This is a genomic window from Actinomadura graeca (assembly GCF_019175365.1).
Taxonomy (GTDB): domain Bacteria; phylum Actinomycetota; class Actinomycetes; order Streptosporangiales; family Streptosporangiaceae; genus Spirillospora; species Spirillospora graeca.
The window spans coordinates 1,825,971-1,843,403 of the sequence record NZ_CP059572.1 but is presented as its reverse complement, the minus strand read 5'-3'; the positions used below and the strand labels follow the sequence as shown (position 1 = coordinate 1,843,403).

The window sequence follows — 17,433 nt, the reverse complement described above, 5'->3', positions numbered from 1 at the left end:
CGAGGCGTGCTCAGCCCGCGGGTTCGAGCCTCACCCGGACGGTGGTCCCGGCCGGTCCGCTGTGGATGTCCAGGCGGCCCCCGATCTGGTCGACCCGCTCGGCGAGGTTGCGCAGCCCCTGGCCGCGCCTGCTCACCTGGGCCGGGTCGAAACCGCGGCCGTCGTCGTCGATCTCCAGCGTCGCCGTGCCGTCGATCCGCTTCAGGGTCACCCGGCAGGTGGCCGCCTCGGCGTGACGGCGCACGTTGGACAGCGCCTCGCAAATGATCAGCAGGACGTCCTCGGCGTGCCCGGTCAGCCCCGCGGCGACCGTCGCGGCGACGTCGATGGCGGTGACGATGCCGCTCTCGTCCTCGAACTCGGCGGCCATCAGGGCGATGGCGTCGTGCAGCTGACGGTCGGCCAGCAGTCCGGGACGCAGTTCCAGGACGTAGCCGCGAAGGTCGTTGATCACCGAGTCGATGCGGTCGATGCCGGTCGCGAGGCATCTGCGGACCCTGTCGGCCTGGTGCGCGGTGCCCTGCGCGTTGCGCAGCATCGTGCCGACGCCGAAGAGCACCTGGATCACGCCGTCGTGCAACGCGCGGGCGATGCGTTCGCGGTCGCGCGCGACGGCGAGCCGGCGCTCCGACTCGTGTAACCGCTGCTCGGCCTGTTTGCGGTCGCTGACGTCGAATATCACCCCGTCGAGCCAGATACGGCCGGTGCCGTCGCGGACCTGCCGTCCGCGTTCCAATACCCAGGCGATCGTCCCGTCCCGGCGGACGATCCGGTATTCCAGGGCGAACGGCCGGCCCTCGGAGGTCGCGGCCTCGACATCGTGTTCGACCTGCCCGCGATCGTCCGGATGAATGACACTGGAGAAGGTCCGCACCGCGCTGTCGATGAAATCACTGGACGGATAGCCGGAAATGCGCTGGATATCATCGCTGATCAGATTCATCGTCCAGTTGCGGTCATTGGCACAGCGGTAGATCGCGCCGGGCACGTTGGCGATCAGTGTCCGCAGGCGTGATTCACTTTGCAGCAGATGCGCGTTGCGGACCCCCGCCGCCAGCCGGGCCTCCAGTTCCAGCATGCGAAGCGGATGGCCCACCACGACGTCGTTCGCACCCGCGCGGAAGGCCCGGCCTATCTGGTCGCGGAGTTCGTCGTAGAGCAGGATCAAGATATAGATTCCGCCATGCCCGGGATGTGCGCGGATCGTCCGGCATGCGGCCAGTGTCTTTTCCTCGTCGCCGAGCCCGAGGAGCGCCAGGCCGAATGACATCTCCGCCAACGCGGCCGCCAGTGTCCGCTCGTCGGGTGCGTGGACGATGTCGAAACCCATTTCGGGCAGCGCCCCCCAAACCGGGTCGCTCGATGGCATGTCGCCGACGAGCAGCAACCGCGTGACCGGGTCGGCCGCCTGCGGTGTCATGGGACATCCGACACGGGAATACCTCGTCACGGTGGGGGGCGTTCAACTCTAGCGGCGGGACCACGGGCCCTCAATGCTGATGGCGGGACGCATTCCGGGGAGCCGAGATGAACCTGCTGGATCTGCTGATGTTGTACGGCGCCAATGCGCCTGTGGTGCTCGCGTTGCTGGCCTTGTTCGCCGCCGGTGTCATCGTCGTCTCCCTCCGGCAGGGACGGTCGATCTCCCTGTGGCCGCCCAGCATCGGCGCACCGGACACGGCGGCCCCCGCGAGGGTGAAGAGATTCGAGGGCGTACGGCGTTGTCTGCGTGACATCCCCCGGGTCGATCGTGAGTACGGCGTCGACCGGGCGCATGACTTCTACCAGAAGATCGCACGCAATTATGATCTGCGCAATTCCGGAAATCTCGGGCTCACTCAGCTCGCGACCGTCGCGCAGATCCAGGCCCTCCGGTCGAAGCGGTCCAGCCTGCGCGTGCTCGATCTCGGTGGCGGCACCGGCAAGATGATCGCCGTCCAATTCTTCAACGACGACGCGATCTCCTGGACCTATGTCGACATCAGCCGGGCGATGGCCGCCGAGCTGCGGCAGAACCTGGTCGGCTGCCCGCTCGGCGACCGCCTGGAGGTCATCGTCGACGACCTCAACAAGGCGATCATCGATCTGCCGGCCGGCACCTACGACGTGATCATCCTGTCGGTGGTGCTGTCCTCGATGCCGCACCTGCCGGACTTCGGCACCATCGCCCGGCTGCTCGCGCCGGGCGGAACGCTGATCATCACCGACATCAACCCCGGATACACCCGCGACAAGCCGCTCTACAAGGTGACCATCGACCGCAACGCGGTCGTGGCCCTGCGGACCAACCCGGTCGATCCCTACGAGGTCGTCCGCAGGGCCACCGCCGCCGGGCTGCACATGGCCGGCCAGAAGACGATCGGCGAGGGCAGCACGTACTACGCGTTCATGGCGGTGTTCACAGCGGGCCGCCGCGGGGGCTGAGGCCGCCTTGCGCCTGCGGGGGGCGCAAGGCGGCCTGGCACCGGGCTAGAAGCCGGGGGTGCCCTTGTTCTCGGCGCCCGCGCCGAAGGCCGCGTGGAAGGTCAGCGGGCCGAAGATCCCGTCGGCGCCGATCCGCTTGCGCCGCTGGAACGACGTGACGGTCCTGGTGGTCTTCGGGCCGTACTTGCCGTCCACCGAGAGGGTGGAGTCCTGGAGCTTCCTCATCGCCGCCTGGACGGCCTTGACCTGGTGGACGCGACGGTCGCCCTGACGGGTGATCCCGGCGTCCTTGCTGATCGCCTCCCACGTCCTGGGCGTGATCGTGCCGGTGGCCGTCAGGCCGTGCCCGGCCTGGTAGCGCTTGACGGGCTGGACCATGTCCGCCAGGAACACATCGCCCCGTGCCGCGGTGGGCGCGCAGTTGTCGTAGGCGCCGAACTGCGTCAGGAAGCAGCGGACGGATGCGACGCGGTAGCCGCGGTCGCCCGCCTTCAGCTCGACCCAGCGCTGGGCCTGGATGGCCCGGTGCACCGCCGGGTCGGTGCCCGGCCCGTCCGCGTGGGCCGTGCCGGCCGGCCCGAAGGCGGTGCCGGCCGCCAGTGCGGTGGCCGTCAGGCCCGTGACCGCACTCAGCATGATCTTCATAGGGAATCCCCCGTTCCTTGGTTGATCCTGTTATCGGGTGAGATGAATGATCATGACAAATGGTTCTCCGCTTTTTCGAGAAAGGTTAGACGGACGCGGACGAATGGTGGTCGCCATTGGTTGACGTCCATACCGATCCTTTACGCTTTGATGGGACAGTGTGTAGTGTCCTTAGGTAAAGATCCCGCGGACAGAAGGGACGAACGTCGCGAACGGTCCCGGCGGGGTGGTTACATGCCAGGTATGGGAAGACACCGCAGGGGCGCGCCGCGCGAGGTCACGGTGGCGGAGCTCATCGAGGAGCTGCGCCGCTTCGATCCCCGGCTGGAGGTGCGGCTCGCGATCCAGCCGCGGATGCCCCAGGAGCACGCTGTCGGCACGGTGGCCGAGGCCGACGGGATGGTGTGGATCGGCGACGCGGGGCAGCGGGGGTACGCCCCCGACGAGGTCGGCGAGCGGCTGGGGTGGCTCTGACGCAAAGGCTTCGCCATGGCGGCGGCTACCTTTCGCCGTGCCGCGCTTCGCCATCTCGATCATGAGGAAACAGCCACGTAGTGGTGATGTGATCGAGATGAGGTTGACCTATGAGACCACGGATCACCGGACGGCGGTTGCTGCCCGCGGCACTGGCCGCCGCCTCCGTCCTGGCGGTGGCCGCGCCCGCGTCGGCGCTTCAGGCTCCGCCGGACCCGATCGCACATGACGAGCGGCAGGAGGACTGTGCTCGTGCGCTGAAGGTGCTGTCGATCCTGCGGCTGCTCCCGAACAAACCGGACGTCGCCAAGGCCCTGTGCTCATCGAAGGAGTCCAGGCAGCCCGGCGAGTACGGCCGCGACGCGGAATCGGTCGAGCGCGGAGACCTGTTCGGCCTGACCGACCTGCCGGAGAGCCTCACGATCCCGCTTCCCGACCTGGGCAAGCGTCCGGACGCCCACAAGCGCGGCGACCGCTGATCCGACCCGTCGGGCCACGGAGGGCACGTCCCTCCGTGGCCCGACCTCGTCCCAACGTGCACTAAGCTTTCCCTCGGCCGGTCCGCCGGCACGGGGCTATGGCGCAGTTGGTAGCGCGCCTCCATGGCATGGAGGAGGTCTGGGGTTCGAATCCCCATAGCTCCACGAGTCGGTCTTTGCTGCTCGCCGAGCGTTGCTCGGCTTCGCCAGGGCCCGCTGTGGTTCCTCAGGCGGTGTAGCGCAGGACGGCGCCTACGTGCAGGCCCTGGTTGGGGCCGTCGGACGAGAGGACGACCAGGTTCCCGTCCGTCGCGGCGACGGCACGGACCAGGGCGGCGTCCGCGCGGTCCTCGTGAGGGTCGTCGATGCCGAACTCCTCGCGGAGCTCGTCCGGCGTGGCGGCGACGTGGGACGGCTCGGGGCCGACCCAGAGGCGGGCGGGGGAGTCGGGGTCGTCGTCCAGGAGCAGGGTCTCGACCTGGCCGTTGCGGACGGCCTCGACCGTCGCGGGGAGTCCGGCGACGGCGCGCTGGCCGTTCGCCAGCTCGCGGTCGAAGCGCTCCGCCACCGCCATGACGCGCTCGGCGGTCTTGAGCTCCAGGACGCGGCTCAGCTCGGCCCCCAGGTCGGGATCGCCCATGTCGATGTTGCGGTCGGACTCGACGGTGTGCTCCAGGACGCTCTCGGACACCTCCTCCAAGACGGCCGTGCGGGCGCGCGTGTCCCCGGCGATCACGACGGCCTCGGCGCCGCAGCGTTCGGCGGCGCGGTCGATCTCGCGGGCGACCTGCTTGGCGTTGGCCTTCCAGACGTTCTCGGCGGCGCGCTGGAAACGCGGCTGGTTCCAGTCGCCCGCCTTCGTCTTGCGGATCGGGTAGTCCTCGCCTTCGACGTCAACGTGGTGGTGCTCGCCCGAGGCGGTCACGGAGTCGATCGCGCCGCCGCGCCGGTTCACGACCGCGACCAGGTGCGGGAACCGCTCGCCGCGTTCGGCGAGGTAGGGCAGGACGTGGGGGAGCGGGGCGACGCGGGCCTGGGGCATGCGCGGCGGGCCGGGCAGCCGCTCGGTGTGCACCACCTCGCCGTCCGCCGCGAAGAGGACCAGCCCCTCGGAGGCGCGGAGGTCCATTTCCGCCGCGATGGTCTGCTCGATCGCGCGGAGCGTGTCCTCGGGGGCGTTCTGTGCCTCCAGGTCCGCGCGCAGCGCCCGCCACCGCAGCTCGGCGGCCTTGGACGCGTCCTCGGTGGTCCGGGTCAGATCGGCGTACACCGACGCGTAGGGGCCCGGACGTTGGTACAGCGTTTTGAGGAATGCGAGATCCATGGGGTCGCCCTACCCGGCCCAGCTGGGGCAAACGTAAAGAGTGTGACGAGCGGGACGTCTCGGCTGCGGCGGGATTCGGCTCCGTCGGAAGCGCTCAGGAACCCGTCCCCGTGACGATCAGGCAGAACTCGTTCCCCTCGGGATCGGCCAGGACGGTCGTCGCCCACCCGTCGTCCATGAACGGGCCCCGCACGATCCGCGCGCCGAGGCCGGTCACCCGTTCCACCTCCGCGTCCATGTCGGATACCCGCAGGTCCAGGTGCATGCGGTTCTTCACGGTCTTCGGCTCCGGGACGCGCTGGAGGAGCAGCTCCGGCCCCGTCCCGCCGGGATCGCTGAGCCGCACGTACGGCGGCTGGTAGGTATCGCGCTCGTATCCCAGGGCGGCAGCCCAGAAGTCCGCCAGCGAGTCGGGGTCGGAGCAGTCCAGGACGAAGACCAGCTTCATCAGTGGTTGCGCAGTGCGTCGATCAGCTGGGACTTGTTCATGGAGGAGCGGCCCTCGACACCGATCTCGCGGGCGCGCTTCATCAGGTCGTCCTTCGACCAATCCGAATAGGACGGGCTCTTGCCGCCCTTGCGGCCGACTTTCTTCTGCCCCTGGGCCGCGGACGCGTTGGCGATGCGCGCGGCCTTCTCCTTGCTCTCGCCCTTGTCGCGGAGCTTCTGGTACGTCTTCTCGTTCTTGATCTGTGCCCTCGGCATCGTGCCCGTTCTCCTTTCTCGAACGGGACCAGTGATACCCGCCGGGCCCGCGTCAAACGCCGCCGAGATTTGTGTCGCCCGAGGTCCACTCCTCGGGGACGGGCATGAACGGCGTCGGCAGGTGCGGTGCGGCGAGCACGCCGCCGCGGTCGCGCAGGCGGTCGAGCAGGGCCGCGCGGGTCGAGGCGGCCGTCCCGGCGTCGTCGTCGTAGACGTAGGTGACCGACGGGTCGGCGAGCTGCACGGGATGCAGGACGACGTCGCCCGCCACCACCAGCTCCATGTCCCCGAGCACGACCGACTGATGGCCCGGGGTGTGGCCCGGCGTCGGCACCACCGTGAGGCCGGGGGCGAGACGGCTCTCGCCGGTGATCGCGTCCAGAAGAGGGGCCAGCGGGCGGACGATGTCGTCCAGGACGGCGCCGCCGCCCTTCTCCAGCCAGTCGAGCTCGGCCCGCTGCACGAGATGGCGGGCGTTGGGGAACACCGGCTCGCCCTTCACCACCGCGCCGCCCGCGTGGTCGCTGTGCAGATGGGTGAGGACGACGACGTCGACGTCCTCCGGGGCCAGTCCGGCATCGGCCATCGCGGTGGGCAGCGCGCCCGGCACCGGCGCCCAGGACGCGGCGGGGGAGTCCTCCGGGCCGAGGCCGGTGTCGACCAAGATCGTCGGGCCGTGGGGGACGCGCAGGACGAAGCAGTGGAAACGCAGGATCCACTCGCCGTCCGGGCCGAACACCTCGGGAAACTCGCGGCGGAGCCGTCCCCATAGCGGCCCGGACCCGGGAAAGGTCTCCTCAAGGGGACGGCGGAGTGTCGCGCCCATCGGCCCGACCGCGTCGCACAGCGGGACGACCTCGATACCCGACACCGTCCTCGAATCCCACGTCATGCCATCACGATCTCAGACACCGCCGGTATCGGGGACAATGGCAGCCGGAAAGGGGACACGTGCGCATCGGCATCCTGGGTCCGCTCGAAGTGCGGGACGAGGCCGCCCGGCCGGTCGAGGTCAGCGGCCCGCGGCTGCGCGCGCTGCTGGTGCGGCTGGCGGCGGAGGCGGGCCGCCCGGTGTCCGCCGAGCGGCTCCTGGACGACCTGTGGGACGACGACCCGCCCGGCGGCAACGCCCTGCAGGCCCTGGTGTCGCGGCTGCGCGGAGCGGCGGGCCGCGATCTGGTCGAGCACGGGCCGGGCGGCTACCGGCTGGCCGTGGACCCCGGCGAGGTGGACGCGGTCGCGTTCGAACGGGCCGTCGTGTCCGCGCGCGCGGAGGCGGACCCGGCCGTGCGCGCCGAGAGGCTCGGCTACGCGCTCGACCTCTGGCGCGGACCGGCACTCGCCGACGTCGCCGACGCCGACTACGCGTCACTGACGATCGCGCGGCTCGCGGAGCTGCGGCTCTCGGCCGTCGAGGACCGGGCGGACGCCCGCCTCGCCGCCGGCCTCCCCGTTCCGCCTGTCGCCGAGCTGGAGCCACTGGCCATCGCGCACCCGCTCCGCGAGCGGCTCCGCGGGCACTACATGCGCGCGCTGTACGCCGCCGGCCGCCAGGCCGACTCCCTGGAGGTGTACGAGGAGACGCGGCGGGCCCTCGCGGGCCGGCTCGGCGTCGATCCGTCCGCCGAGCTGGCCGCCGTCCACCTCGCCATCCTGCGCCGCGACGGCGGGACGGCCGCCGGGCCCGTGCCGCCGGTGGCCCCGGTCGCGCCGGCCCCCGCCGCGTCCCGCCCCGCCCGCACGAACCTCACCGCGCAGCTCACCAGCTTCGTCGGACGCGAGGAGGAGTCGCGGCGCGTCGGCGAGCTGCTGCGCGAGAGCCGCCTGGTCACCCTCACCGGGCCCGGCGGCGCGGGCAAGACGCGGCTCGCCGGGGAGAGCGCCGCCGCGTTCGTCGACGAGCTGCCGGACGGGGTGTGGATCGTCCCGCTCGCGCCCGTCAGCGACCCGGGCGACGTGGTGCACGCCGTGCTGGCCGCGATCGGCGTGCCCGAGACCGTCCGCACCGCCGACACCCGCACGGCGCCCGCCCGGCCCCTGGACCGGCTCGCCGACTTCGTCGCCTCCAAACGGATGATCATCATCCTGGACAACTGCGAGCATCTCGTCGAGGCGGCCGCGCGGCTCGTCGACCACGTCCTCGGCCACGCCGCCGGCGTCCGCGTCCTCGCCACCAGCCGCGAGCCGCTCGGCATCACCGGCGAGTCGCTGTGCCCGGTGCCGTCCCTGCCGCTGCCGCCGGAGGACGAGACCGCGCCGGAGCAGGCGCTGCGCTATGGAGCGGTCCGCCTGTTCGCCGACCGGGCCGCCGCGGTCCGTCCCGGCTTCACCGTGGACGAGGAGACCGCCGGGGACGTCGTCGCGATCTGCCGCGCCCTGGACGGAGCCCCCCTCGCGATCGAGCTGGCCGCCGCGCGGCTCCGCTCCCTCACCGCCGGCCAGGTCGCCGCGCGGCTCGGCGACCGGTTCCGGCTGCTCGCCGCCGGCAGCCGCGCGGCCCTGCCCCGGCACCGCACGCTGCGCGCGGTCGTCGACTGGAGCTGGGACCTGCTGGACGACGTCGAGCGCACCGTCCTGCGCCGCCTGTCGGTGTTCGCGGGCGGCGCCACCCCGGAGGCCGCCGTCCGCGTGTGCGGTCTCGCCTCGCCGGACGCGCCCGCCTCCGGCGACGTCATCGACGTGGTCGCCGCGCTGATCGACAAGTCGCTCGTGATGGCCGACGGCGACCCCGAGGTCCGCTACCGGCTGCTGGAGACCGTCCGCGTCTACGCGGACGAGCGGCTGGAGCAGGCGGGGGAGGCCGCCCGCGTCCGCGCCGAGCACGCCGCGTACTGCACCTGGCTGGCCGAGCGCGCCGAGCCGGAGTTGCGCGGCCGCGACCAGCTCGCCTGGGTCGACCGGCTCGCCGCCGAGCGCGACAACATCGCCGCCGCGTTCCGTTACCTCACCGACTCCGGCGACGCCGCGACGAGCCTGCGGCTCCTGGCGGCGCTCGTCTGGTACTGGCTCATGCGGGACCTTGAGGTCGAGGCCGGTGGTTTCGCGACCACGGTCCGGCGGACGGTCGGCGACGACCCGCCCCCCGGCTTGGACGAGGAGTACGCGCTGTGCGTCCTCTCGGCCGAGGTCGTCGGCGTGATGACCTCCGACCCCGGACCCACGGTCGAGACGCTGCGGGCCACCTTCGACCGCGTGATGGCGCTCGTGCCCGAAAAGCCGCGTCATCCCCTGCTCGTCATCGCCCGCCCGGCCGGCAGCGTCTTCAGCGGCGACATCGAGGGCACCCGCCGGGCGCTGCTGGAGGTCACCGACCACGCCGAGCCGTGGGTGCGCGGCGTCGCCCGCGTCATGCTCGGTCACCTCGAACTGAACGCCGGCCAGGTCGAGGCGGCCGCGGAGGAGCTCGCCGTCGGGCATGCGATCTTCACCGAGGTGGGCGACCGTTTCGGCCTCATCCTCGGCAACGGCGGACGGCTCCAGGTCGCGCTGGCCCGCGGTGACACGGCCGAGGCCATCCGCCTCGGCGAGGAAGGGTACGAATACGCCTCCCAAGGGGGCAGCTCCGAGCAGGGCTCCTCGATGCTCATCCAGCTCGCCCGCGCACGGGCGCAGATGGGCGACATCGAGCGCGCGCGCCAGGAAGCCGAACTGGCCATAGCGAACACCGAACGCATCGGTGAGTTCGCCGATGCCGTGGCCGGCGTCCTGCTGCTGTGCGAGCTGGCCCTCCTGGAGGGAGATGTGGCGGGTGCGCGTCTCCAGGCCGAACGCGCCCTGGAGTGGTGCGAGCCGCGCCGCCTCCGTCCCGACTTCACCGAGGTCTGGCGCCGGACCTACAGCCGCTTCGGCTGCTTCGCCGAGCAGGACGGCGACCTTCCGGCCGCCGCACGCTGGCACGCTGACGCCCTCGACCGGTTCGAGAACGACCTCCTCGCGGGCAACCCCGTCCTCGCCGCCCTGATCGCGGGCGTGGCCGCGTTCGCCGCCGCCGACGGCGACCATGTCCGCGCCGCCGAGTTCCTCGGCGCCGCGCACACCCTGGTCGGCTTCCACAACGAAGGCTCCTACGAGGTCCGCCGGACGACCGCGTCCGCCACCGAGGCCCTGGGCGAAGCTGCCTTCGCCGCCGCCTACGCACGCGGCCGCGCCACCACCCGAGAGCAGATCCTCGCCGAGGGCGTCGCGCTCATGACCGACAGGGCGGGTTGAAGACGCGGGCGCCTCCCAGCCCCACCGAGCCCGGCACCGGCACGACTTACGACCCTTGCCCCGCTCTATCCGGCGGACGGCTCCGGTGAGACCGGCGCGCCGAGCGCCCCGGCAATCTGTGTAGTCGCTTGCTCGACCCCAGGAGCGAGCAGAACGCCCTTGTCCGGGCCAGAGGCCCAGACGTAGGTCCCGGCGTCGCCGTCCCAGCAGATCCGCCGCGCACGGCAGTCCCGGTAGCTGACATGCAGGCGCACGCTCAGCACGCCGAACTCCCCGAGCTTCGGGACGCTGTACCCCTCCGGGACGCGCGCGCGTGTCGCCGCGACCTGAGGAGCCCGGCGCCGCACGGCGGCATACAGCGCGTCCAGCGGGCCGAACGGCTCGACCCGCAGCTCACCCAGCATCCAGGCCCGCCTCGGTGATCTGCTGCGCGACCCACAGCCCCGGACGCTCGACGCCGTCCGGGGGCTCGAACGTCCTGGCCTCACCGTCCAACGTGCGGGCACGCCATGTCCCGTTGCCCTGGGACACGATCGTGGCGCGCGGGTCCCGAGTCTCAGGATCCACCAGCAGGTAGACGCCATCCCCGCCCTTGAAGAGATAGTCGCCGACCCTGATCTCCTTGGCGCCGCTCATGGCGCCGGGGACAGGTGTCCGGCGATGATGACCGCGGCGTCGACGATGTCGGCGGCCTCGGCGATCGGTTCGCCCGTCGCGTCATTGAAGAACCACATCCGGTCGTAGTCGGTCGGCCGCGGCCTGCACGTGATCGTCTGCGTCGCCCCCGTCGGGTCGTCCGGACGGGTCACGATGACGGCCAGGGGGCTGGCCCTCAACCGCGTGGTGAACCTGCGGCCCTGCAAGGCGTTCATCAGCTCGTAAAGCCGCGGATAAGCATGCCGGTGCTCGCTGCCGTCGAAGGTGCCGGTCATGGCGAGGTCCCCTTGGTGCGGTGGATGCGTCACCCGCCACAGAGTCCTCGCGCGGCTGCGCCCGCACCACCGACCGGCCGTCCGGATCGCGCGACCACTCAGCGTGCCACTTCGGACACGCTGTCCGGGTCAGCCGCTGATACTGAGCGCCTTCACCAGTGTCCGGGTCTCCGCGCTCGGGCGTCTCTCCTGCTCACGGATCTCGGTCGTCACGTCGCGGGCGATCCGCTGGTGACGGAACCAGACCGGGCTCACCTGCCGCGCCTCCAGGAGTTTGCGCGCCGCCGTCCTGCGGCGGCCGGCGTCCAGATGGGCCTGCGCCACGTCCATCAGGTGCGCGCCCCAGGAAATGCCCTTCAGATCGCCGGGCTCATGCGCCGACGGCGGCCGGATCCGCTTGGCCGCCTCCAGCGCCGGACCGGGCCTGCGCAGAGCGCTGTACCCGTACGTCTCCTGCATCGCGACCGTGGCCGGGCCGAAGAACGTCCCGTACACCGGCACGCGTCGTCCGAGCCGCTCCGCACCCGCGCGCGCCAAGCTCAAGTACTCGCCTGGATCGCGACCTTGCGCGACCGTCGGCGCGACCGCGCCCACCAGGAGCTTGCACCAGACGGCGATCTCCAACTGCTCACCGCGGAACCCCGACTCGATCTTCGCGGCCAGCGCCGCACTGACGTCCTCTGCCTCGCGGAACCGTGCCTGATGGAGGAGGACCCACGCGTAGGACCAGTGCACGCACGCCCATAGGAGGGGGTCGTCCCCGCCATAGGCGGTCGTGATGGCGCGTTCGGCGGCAACGATCCCGAGGTCCGTCCTGCCGATCTGAGTGGTCAGATTGGCGGCAAGCTCATAGAGGGACGTCAACACCGGGACGGCCCGTGCACCGAGTGCCGAATGGGTGACGCGGGCCTCGCTGATCAGACCGGGCAGGCAGGCGAGGGCCGGGCCGAAGTCACCCGCATGGTAGAGATCCCCCGCCTGCGCGGCGGCCCGTTCGAGGGCGTCGAGGGACGTGGGCTCCCCAAGGTCGTCGGCCAGGTCGAAGCCGGGCAACTCGCGCGGGGAGTGGAGGACGTCCCGGAGTGCGAGCAGGCTGCCGCCGTCCCTGTCGGTGCCGAGCCGCTCGCGCCGATCGATCAGTTCGGAGATCTCCACGTCGAGGGCGTTCGCGAGCTTCGACAGCGTCGTGATCCGAGCGGTCTGGCGGCGGCCCTGCTCCAGTTTGCCGATCAGGTCCACAGAGACGTCGGCCGCTTCGGCGAGTCTCTCCTGGGACAGTCCGCGGTCACCGCGCAGACGCCGCAGATTCCGGCCGATCTCACTCGCATCGGACATAAGCCCTGCACCTCCTGAGACGTCGTGCCTTTCAGGCTACGACGCAAAGCCTTGGTGCGTCAGGGCCATACCCAGCCGCGCGACATGTCGTCCGATGTTTCCATTATCCGCCGTCGCGGTATTCGGCCTGGAAGACCAGGAGATGATCAAGGTAGGCTCGCAGGCCGCCTAGTGGGTCTGCCGGTCTCGATGACGGGTTGCGGGCCAGGGTGGCAGGTCACAGCAGGTCACCGCCCGTGCAGAGACGTTTCGTCCAGGGAAACGCCACATAGACGCACTGGTGATTTCGAGGTCTGGTGGTGGTCCAAAAAGGGCGATCGCCATCATGTGGTTCTGACCAGTGGATTCTAGAAAAATTCCTCGGGTCGAGTGTATATGCCCCGGGACGGATTGGGCTGAAAGTGGCTGCGTCAATCACGGCTCCCGCCCGGCAGCCAGCGCGAGCACGGTCAAGAGGGCTCACCTGATGGCTCGCCCTCTTGACCGTGCTCGTGCAAGCGTCATCGCTTCGCGTGACGACTGAGGTCGCTTCGACGGAGGCTTCAGGCCCTCCGCGAGTACATCCGCATGGCCAGCGGGAACGTCACGACCACGATCCCGGCCGCCCACGCGAGCGTGTACCAGGCGTGGTTCCCGATCGAGCCGCCGACGGTCAGCGCGCGCACCGCGTCCGCCAGGTGGGACACCGGATTGATGTCCGACCACTTCTGAAGCCAGCCCGGCATGGTCGAGGTGTCCGACACCAGGACGCTGCTGCCGAACGTCAACGGCATCACCCAGAGCAGCGACAACCCCTGGACCGTGTCCGGCGACGGCGCCACCAGACCCACCAGCACCGAGATCCAGCACACCGCCAGGTAGAACACATACGCCAGCCCGAACGCCGCCAGCACCGACAGCGGATCGGTGTGGAACCGGAACCCCAGCAGCGACCCGAAGCCCACCAGCATCGTCATCACGATGAGGAACCGCACGGTGTCGCCCAGCACCGTCCCCAGCAGGGGCGCGGAGCGTGCGATCGGCAGGCTCCGGAACCGGTCGAACACACCCTTGTGGATGTCCTCGTTCAGGGCCGTCCCCAGGCCCATCGTCGCGAACATCGTCATCTGCGCGACGAGACCGGGCAGCAGCTGTTGCAGGTAGTCGTGCGTGCTCCCCGCCACGGCGCCACCGAACACGTAGAGGAACAGCAGCAGGAACACGATCGGCATCAGCGTCGTGTCCAGCAGCTTCTCCGGCGAGTGCCGCAGCTGCGCGATGTTGCGCCACGCCAGAGTGAGCCCATGGCGCACCGTCCTGCGCGGGCTGATGCGCGCCGGCGGCTCAGCGGCCGGATACGTCCCAACGGCAATCGTGGTCATGCCACGCTCCCTTCCTTGACGAGGTCGGCCGCGGGCTCCTCGGCCAGGTGCCCGGTGAGAGTGAGGAACACCTCGTCGAGGCTCGGCATCCGCAGCGCCAGCTCCGCCGCAACGATGGACGCCTCGTCCAGCCTCCGCACGAGCGCCGACACCACCGCCGGGTCGGCCACCGGCGCCGTCACCAGCCCCGCGGGCTGCTGCACGTCCGGCCTCTCACCGGTCAGATCCGCGACGATCGAGGTCAGCTGGTCGGTGCGGAACGGCTCCGCCGCACGGACGCTCAGCGTCTGCCGTCCGATCCGCGACTTCAGCTCGTCGGACGTCCCCTCCGCGATCACCCGCCCGTGGTCGAACACCATGATGCGGTCCGCAAGCGCGTCCGCCTCCTCCAGGTATTGCGTCGTCAGCAGCACGGTCGCGCCCTCGGCGACGACCCCGCGGACCGTCTCCCACACCTCGTTGCGCGCCCTGGGGTCCAGCCCGGTCGTCGGCTCGTCCAGATAGATGACCTCCGGACGGTTGATCAGGCTCGCCGCCAGATCCAGCCGCCGCCGCATGCCCCCCGAGTACGTCTTCACGGCGCGCGAGCCCGCGTCGGACAGCCGGAACCGCTCCAGCAGTTCGCGGGCCCTGGCCCGCGCCTCCGCCCGGCCGAAGTCCAGCAACCGCGCGATCATCACGAGGTTCTCCGACCCGGTCAGCTCCTCGTCCACCGACGCGTACTGACCGGTCAACCCGATCTTCGCCCGGACCCGCACCGCGTCCTTCGCGATGTCGTATCCGCACACCTCCGCGCGCCCGCCATCGGGCTTCAGCAGCGTCGCCAGGATGCGGACCGCGGTGGTCTTGCCCGCCCCGTTGGGCCCCAGCACCCCGAGAACGGTGCCCCGCCTCACGGCGAGGTCCACTCCGTCCAGCGCTTTTGTCGCCCCGAAACTCTTGCGCAGGCCCTCCGCCTGGATCACATGCTTCATGTCGCCCTCTCGGTCTTCTTTCCGTCTGCCGTCCCACCATCGGCGAGGGCGCTGACACGGCGCGCACATCGGCGCCCCGCAGCTGACATGGCACTGACATGGCGCTGACGCCGACGCACTCAAAGCGCGTGACCAGCAGATTTCTAGGACGAGACGAACGCGCGGACGCGCTGATTTGACGGACGGCACAGCCGTGCCTAATCTTCTTCCTGCCCCAAGGGGATGCGGGACGCCGGGAGGCGGACGGCCCCAGGGGAAGCCACTTGAGGAAAACGGTTCGAAGCTTGCTGTGGGCCGAGGTACTCTGGAGTGGCTGGCCCGGAAGGGATTCAGGACGCCGAGAGGCGGCCGACCCCAGGGACTCCTCCGAAAGATCATCCACAGGCGGTTCGCGCTGCCTGTCGTGACGTCCGGAGGGCGGGCAGCGGTCTAGGAAGATCCACTCAACTGAGTGGGTTGACAGGATCGAAGATTCCGGTAAGTTAGAAGGGTTGCCCCGGAGCAGGGTCCGTGCGAGCGGGTCCGGCGCGGTGGGTGTCCGTTTCTTGAGAACTCAACAGCGTGTTAAAAGCCAGTGCCTTTATCGGCTCGGCCGGCAGGCCGGGTCGCCCCGTGGTTTCGATTCGTTGGTGGATCGGGGCCGGGGATTTCTTTGAGGCAATGCGATCCTCCATCCGTGGGGGGTTGTTTGCTGGGATTTTCTTCGGAGGTTTGGCTGCCTGGGGTTCGCCCCCTGGGTGGTCGTGTGGCCTTGATGGAGAGTTTGATCCTGGCTCAGGACGAACGCTGGCGGCGTGCTTAACACATGCAAGTCGAGCGGAAAGGCCCCTTCGGGGGTACTCGAGCGGCGAACGGGTGAGTAACACGTGAGCAACCTGCCCCTGACTTTGGGATAAGCCTGGGAAACCGGGTCTAATACCGGATATGACCGTGCCGCGCATGTGGTGTGGTGGAAAGTTTTTCGGTTGGGGATGGGCTCGCGGCCTATCAGCTTGTTGGTGGGGTGATGGCCTACCAAGGCGACGACGGGTAACCGGCCTGAGAGGGCGACCGGTCACACTGGGACTGAGACACGGCCCAGACTCCTACGGGAGGCAGCAGTGGGGAATATTGCGCAATGGGCGGAAGCCTGACGCAGCGACGCCGCGTGAGGGATGACGGCCTTCGGGTTGTAAACCTCTTTCAGCAGGGACGAAGCTAACGTGACGGTACCTGCAGAAGAAGCGCCGGCTAACTACGTGCCAGCAGCCGCGGTAATACGTAGGGCGCAAGCGTTGTCCGGAATTATTGGGCGTAAAGAGCTCGTAGGCGGTTTGTCGCGTCTGTCGTGAAAGCCCACGGCTTAACCGTGGGTCTGCGGTGGATACGGGCAGACTAGAGGCAGGTAGGGGAGAATGGAATTCCCGGTGTAGCGGTGAAATGCGCAGATATCGGGAGGAACACCGGTGGCGAAGGCGGTTCTCTGGGCCTGTACTGACGCTGAGGAGCGAAAGCGTGGGGAGCGAACAGGATTAGATACCCTGGTAGTCCACGCCGTAAACGTTGGGCGCTAGGTGTGGGGTTCTTCCACGGATTCCGCGCCGTAGCTAACGCATTAAGCGCCCCGCCTGGGGAGTACGGCCGCAAGGCTAAAACTCAAAGGAATTGACGGGGGCCCGCACAAGCGGCGGAGCATGTTGCTTAATTCGACGCAACGCGAAGAACCTTACCAAGGCTTGACATCGCCGGAAAACCAGCAGAGATGCTGGGTCCTTTTGGGGCCGGTGACAGGTGGTGCATGGCTGTCGTCAGCTCGTGTCGTGAGATGTTGGGTTAAGTCCCGCAACGAGCGCAACCCTCGTTCCATGTTGCCAGCACTTCGGGTGGGGACTCATGGGAGACCGCCGGGGTCAACTCGGAGGAAGGTGGGGATGACGTCAAGTCATCATGCCCCTTATGTCTTGGGCTGCAAACATGCTACAATGGCCGGTACAGAGGGCTGCGATACCGTGAGGTGGAGCGAATCCCTTAAAGCCGGTCTCAGTTCGGATCGAAGTCTGCAACTCGACTTCGTGAAGTCGGAGTCGCTAGTAATCGCAGATCAGCAACGCTGCGGTGAATACGTTCCCGGGCCTTGTACACACCGCCCGTCACGTCACGAAAGTCGGCAACACCCGAAGCCCGTGGCCCAACCCTTGTGGGGGGAGCGGTCGAAGGTGGGGCCGGCGATTGGGACGAAGTCGTAACAAGGTAGCCGTACCGGAAGGTGCGGCTGGATCACCTCCTTTCTAAGGAGCAACCAGCTGGCCAGGCCGTGCCCGGGTTTCCCGGGTGGTTCTGGTCGGTGGCCGCTGTTGACGGCGCATGTCCGTCAGGTGGCTGCTCATAGATGTGGAGCACTGGTTATTCAGTCTGCGGGCCGTGCGGCCCGGTCAGTACCGCCTCGTGGGGGAGTGATCCTTCACGGGGAGTGGGAGCACCGGAGCTGGGCGTCTTGGGGGCTGGGCACGCTGTTGGGTCCTGAGGGAACGGGCGTTCGCGCCTGGGTGCCTCTGGATCGCGGGACCACGTTCACTCCGTCTCTCCGATGGA

16 protein-coding genes, 1 tRNA gene and 1 rRNA gene are annotated in these 17,433 nt (G+C 69.5%); 6 read left to right on the top strand and 12 right to left on the bottom strand.

Annotated features, from left to right (window positions below):
- Window positions 1-10: 10 nt before the first annotated feature.
- The gene (locus AGRA3207_RS08510) at window positions 11-1,387 is read right to left on the bottom strand and encodes a PAS domain-containing protein (protein ID WP_231334016.1); all 1,377 of its coding nucleotides are present in this window, start codon (window positions 1,385-1,387) and stop codon (window positions 11-13) included.
- Window positions 1,388-1,527: 140 nt separating this feature from the next.
- Between AGRA3207_RS08510 and AGRA3207_RS08505 the strand changes: the two genes are divergently transcribed.
- Complete coding sequence (locus tag AGRA3207_RS08505; protein WP_231334015.1) at window positions 1,528-2,424, top strand: class I SAM-dependent methyltransferase; 897 nt, start codon at window positions 1,528-1,530, stop codon at window positions 2,422-2,424.
- Window positions 2,425-2,469: 45 nt separating this feature from the next.
- Here AGRA3207_RS08505 and AGRA3207_RS08500 read toward each other — a convergent pair whose 3' ends face one another.
- Entirely contained in the window at window positions 2,470-3,069 is a 600-nt protein-coding gene (locus AGRA3207_RS08500) for a peptidoglycan-binding domain-containing protein (RefSeq protein WP_231334014.1), read from the bottom strand.
- Between the two features lie 243 nt (window positions 3,070-3,312).
- Here AGRA3207_RS08500 and AGRA3207_RS08495 point away from each other — a divergent pair, with 243 nt between their 5' ends.
- From AGRA3207_RS08495 to AGRA3207_RS08485, 3 genes are all read left to right on the top strand, one after another.
- Entirely contained in the window at window positions 3,313-3,543 is a 231-nt protein-coding gene (locus AGRA3207_RS08495; RefSeq protein WP_231334013.1) for a hypothetical protein, read from the top strand.
- A 110-nt stretch (window positions 3,544-3,653) separates the two neighbouring features.
- Window positions 3,654-4,022, top strand: a complete 369-nt coding sequence (locus tag AGRA3207_RS08490) for a hypothetical protein (protein ID WP_231334012.1) — start codon at window positions 3,654-3,656, stop codon at window positions 4,020-4,022.
- A 92-nt stretch (window positions 4,023-4,114) separates the two neighbouring features.
- Window positions 4,115-4,187, top strand: a tRNA-Ala gene (locus AGRA3207_RS08485).
- 61 nt (window positions 4,188-4,248) lie between these two features.
- Here AGRA3207_RS08485 and AGRA3207_RS08480 read toward each other — a convergent pair.
- The 4 genes from AGRA3207_RS08480 to AGRA3207_RS08465 all read right to left on the bottom strand — a co-directional run bounded on the left by AGRA3207_RS08480 (window position 4,249) and on the right by AGRA3207_RS08465 (window position 6,943).
- On the bottom strand, window positions 4,249-5,346 hold the full coding sequence (locus AGRA3207_RS08480; protein WP_231334011.1) for a baeRF2 domain-containing protein: 1,098 nt from the start codon (window positions 5,344-5,346) through the stop codon (window positions 4,249-4,251).
- Window positions 5,347-5,440: 94 nt separating this feature from the next.
- The gene (locus AGRA3207_RS08475; RefSeq protein ID WP_231334010.1) at window positions 5,441-5,794 is read right to left on the bottom strand and encodes a VOC family protein; all 354 of its coding nucleotides are present in this window, start codon (window positions 5,792-5,794) and stop codon (window positions 5,441-5,443) included.
- A complete protein-coding gene (locus AGRA3207_RS08470) occupies window positions 5,794-6,051 on the bottom strand; it encodes a DUF7218 family protein (protein WP_231334009.1) in 258 nt (85 codons plus the stop codon). Before AGRA3207_RS08470 ends, AGRA3207_RS08475 begins: the two co-directional genes overlap by 1 nt.
- A gap of 52 nt (window positions 6,052-6,103) precedes the next feature.
- Window positions 6,104-6,943 (bottom strand): MBL fold metallo-hydrolase, encoded by an 840-nt coding sequence (locus AGRA3207_RS08465; protein WP_231334008.1) that lies wholly within the window; start codon window positions 6,941-6,943, stop codon window positions 6,104-6,106.
- A 59-nt stretch (window positions 6,944-7,002) separates the two neighbouring features.
- On the opposite strand from AGRA3207_RS08465, the gene AGRA3207_RS08460 reads away from it, so the two are divergent.
- Window positions 7,003-10,260: an ATP-binding protein gene (locus AGRA3207_RS08460; RefSeq protein WP_231334007.1), complete on the top strand. Its 3,258-nt coding sequence runs from the start codon at window positions 7,003-7,005 to the stop codon at window positions 10,258-10,260.
- A gap of 65 nt (window positions 10,261-10,325) precedes the next feature.
- On the opposite strand, the gene AGRA3207_RS08455 is transcribed toward AGRA3207_RS08460, so the two are convergent.
- The 6 genes from AGRA3207_RS08455 to AGRA3207_RS08430 form a co-directional block, all read right to left on the bottom strand.
- Window positions 10,326-10,664, bottom strand: coding sequence for a hypothetical protein (locus AGRA3207_RS08455; protein WP_231334006.1), 339 nt, complete (start codon window positions 10,662-10,664; stop codon window positions 10,326-10,328).
- Window positions 10,654-10,896: a hypothetical protein gene (locus AGRA3207_RS08450; protein WP_231334005.1), complete on the bottom strand. Its 243-nt coding sequence runs from the start codon at window positions 10,894-10,896 to the stop codon at window positions 10,654-10,656. Before AGRA3207_RS08450 ends, AGRA3207_RS08455 begins: the two co-directional genes overlap by 11 nt.
- Window positions 10,893-11,192: a hypothetical protein gene (locus tag AGRA3207_RS08445; protein WP_231334004.1), complete on the bottom strand. Its 300-nt coding sequence runs from the start codon at window positions 11,190-11,192 to the stop codon at window positions 10,893-10,895. Before AGRA3207_RS08445 ends, AGRA3207_RS08450 begins: the two co-directional genes overlap by 4 nt.
- 129 nt (window positions 11,193-11,321) lie before the next feature.
- Window positions 11,322-12,527 (bottom strand): helix-turn-helix domain-containing protein, encoded by a 1,206-nt coding sequence (locus AGRA3207_RS08440; RefSeq protein ID WP_231334003.1) that lies wholly within the window; start codon window positions 12,525-12,527, stop codon window positions 11,322-11,324.
- A gap of 542 nt (window positions 12,528-13,069) precedes the next feature.
- Window positions 13,070-13,888, bottom strand: a complete 819-nt coding sequence (locus tag AGRA3207_RS08435; RefSeq protein ID WP_231334002.1) for an ABC transporter permease — start codon at window positions 13,886-13,888, stop codon at window positions 13,070-13,072.
- Window positions 13,885-14,862: an ATP-binding cassette domain-containing protein gene (locus tag AGRA3207_RS08430; RefSeq protein WP_231334001.1), complete on the bottom strand. Its 978-nt coding sequence runs from the start codon at window positions 14,860-14,862 to the stop codon at window positions 13,885-13,887. Before AGRA3207_RS08430 ends, AGRA3207_RS08435 begins: the two co-directional genes overlap by 4 nt.
- Window positions 14,863-15,613: 751 nt before the next feature.
- Here AGRA3207_RS08430 and AGRA3207_RS08425 point away from each other — a divergent pair.
- Window positions 15,614-17,129, top strand: a 16S ribosomal RNA gene (locus AGRA3207_RS08425).
- The last annotated feature ends 304 nt before the right edge of the window (window positions 17,130-17,433 follow it).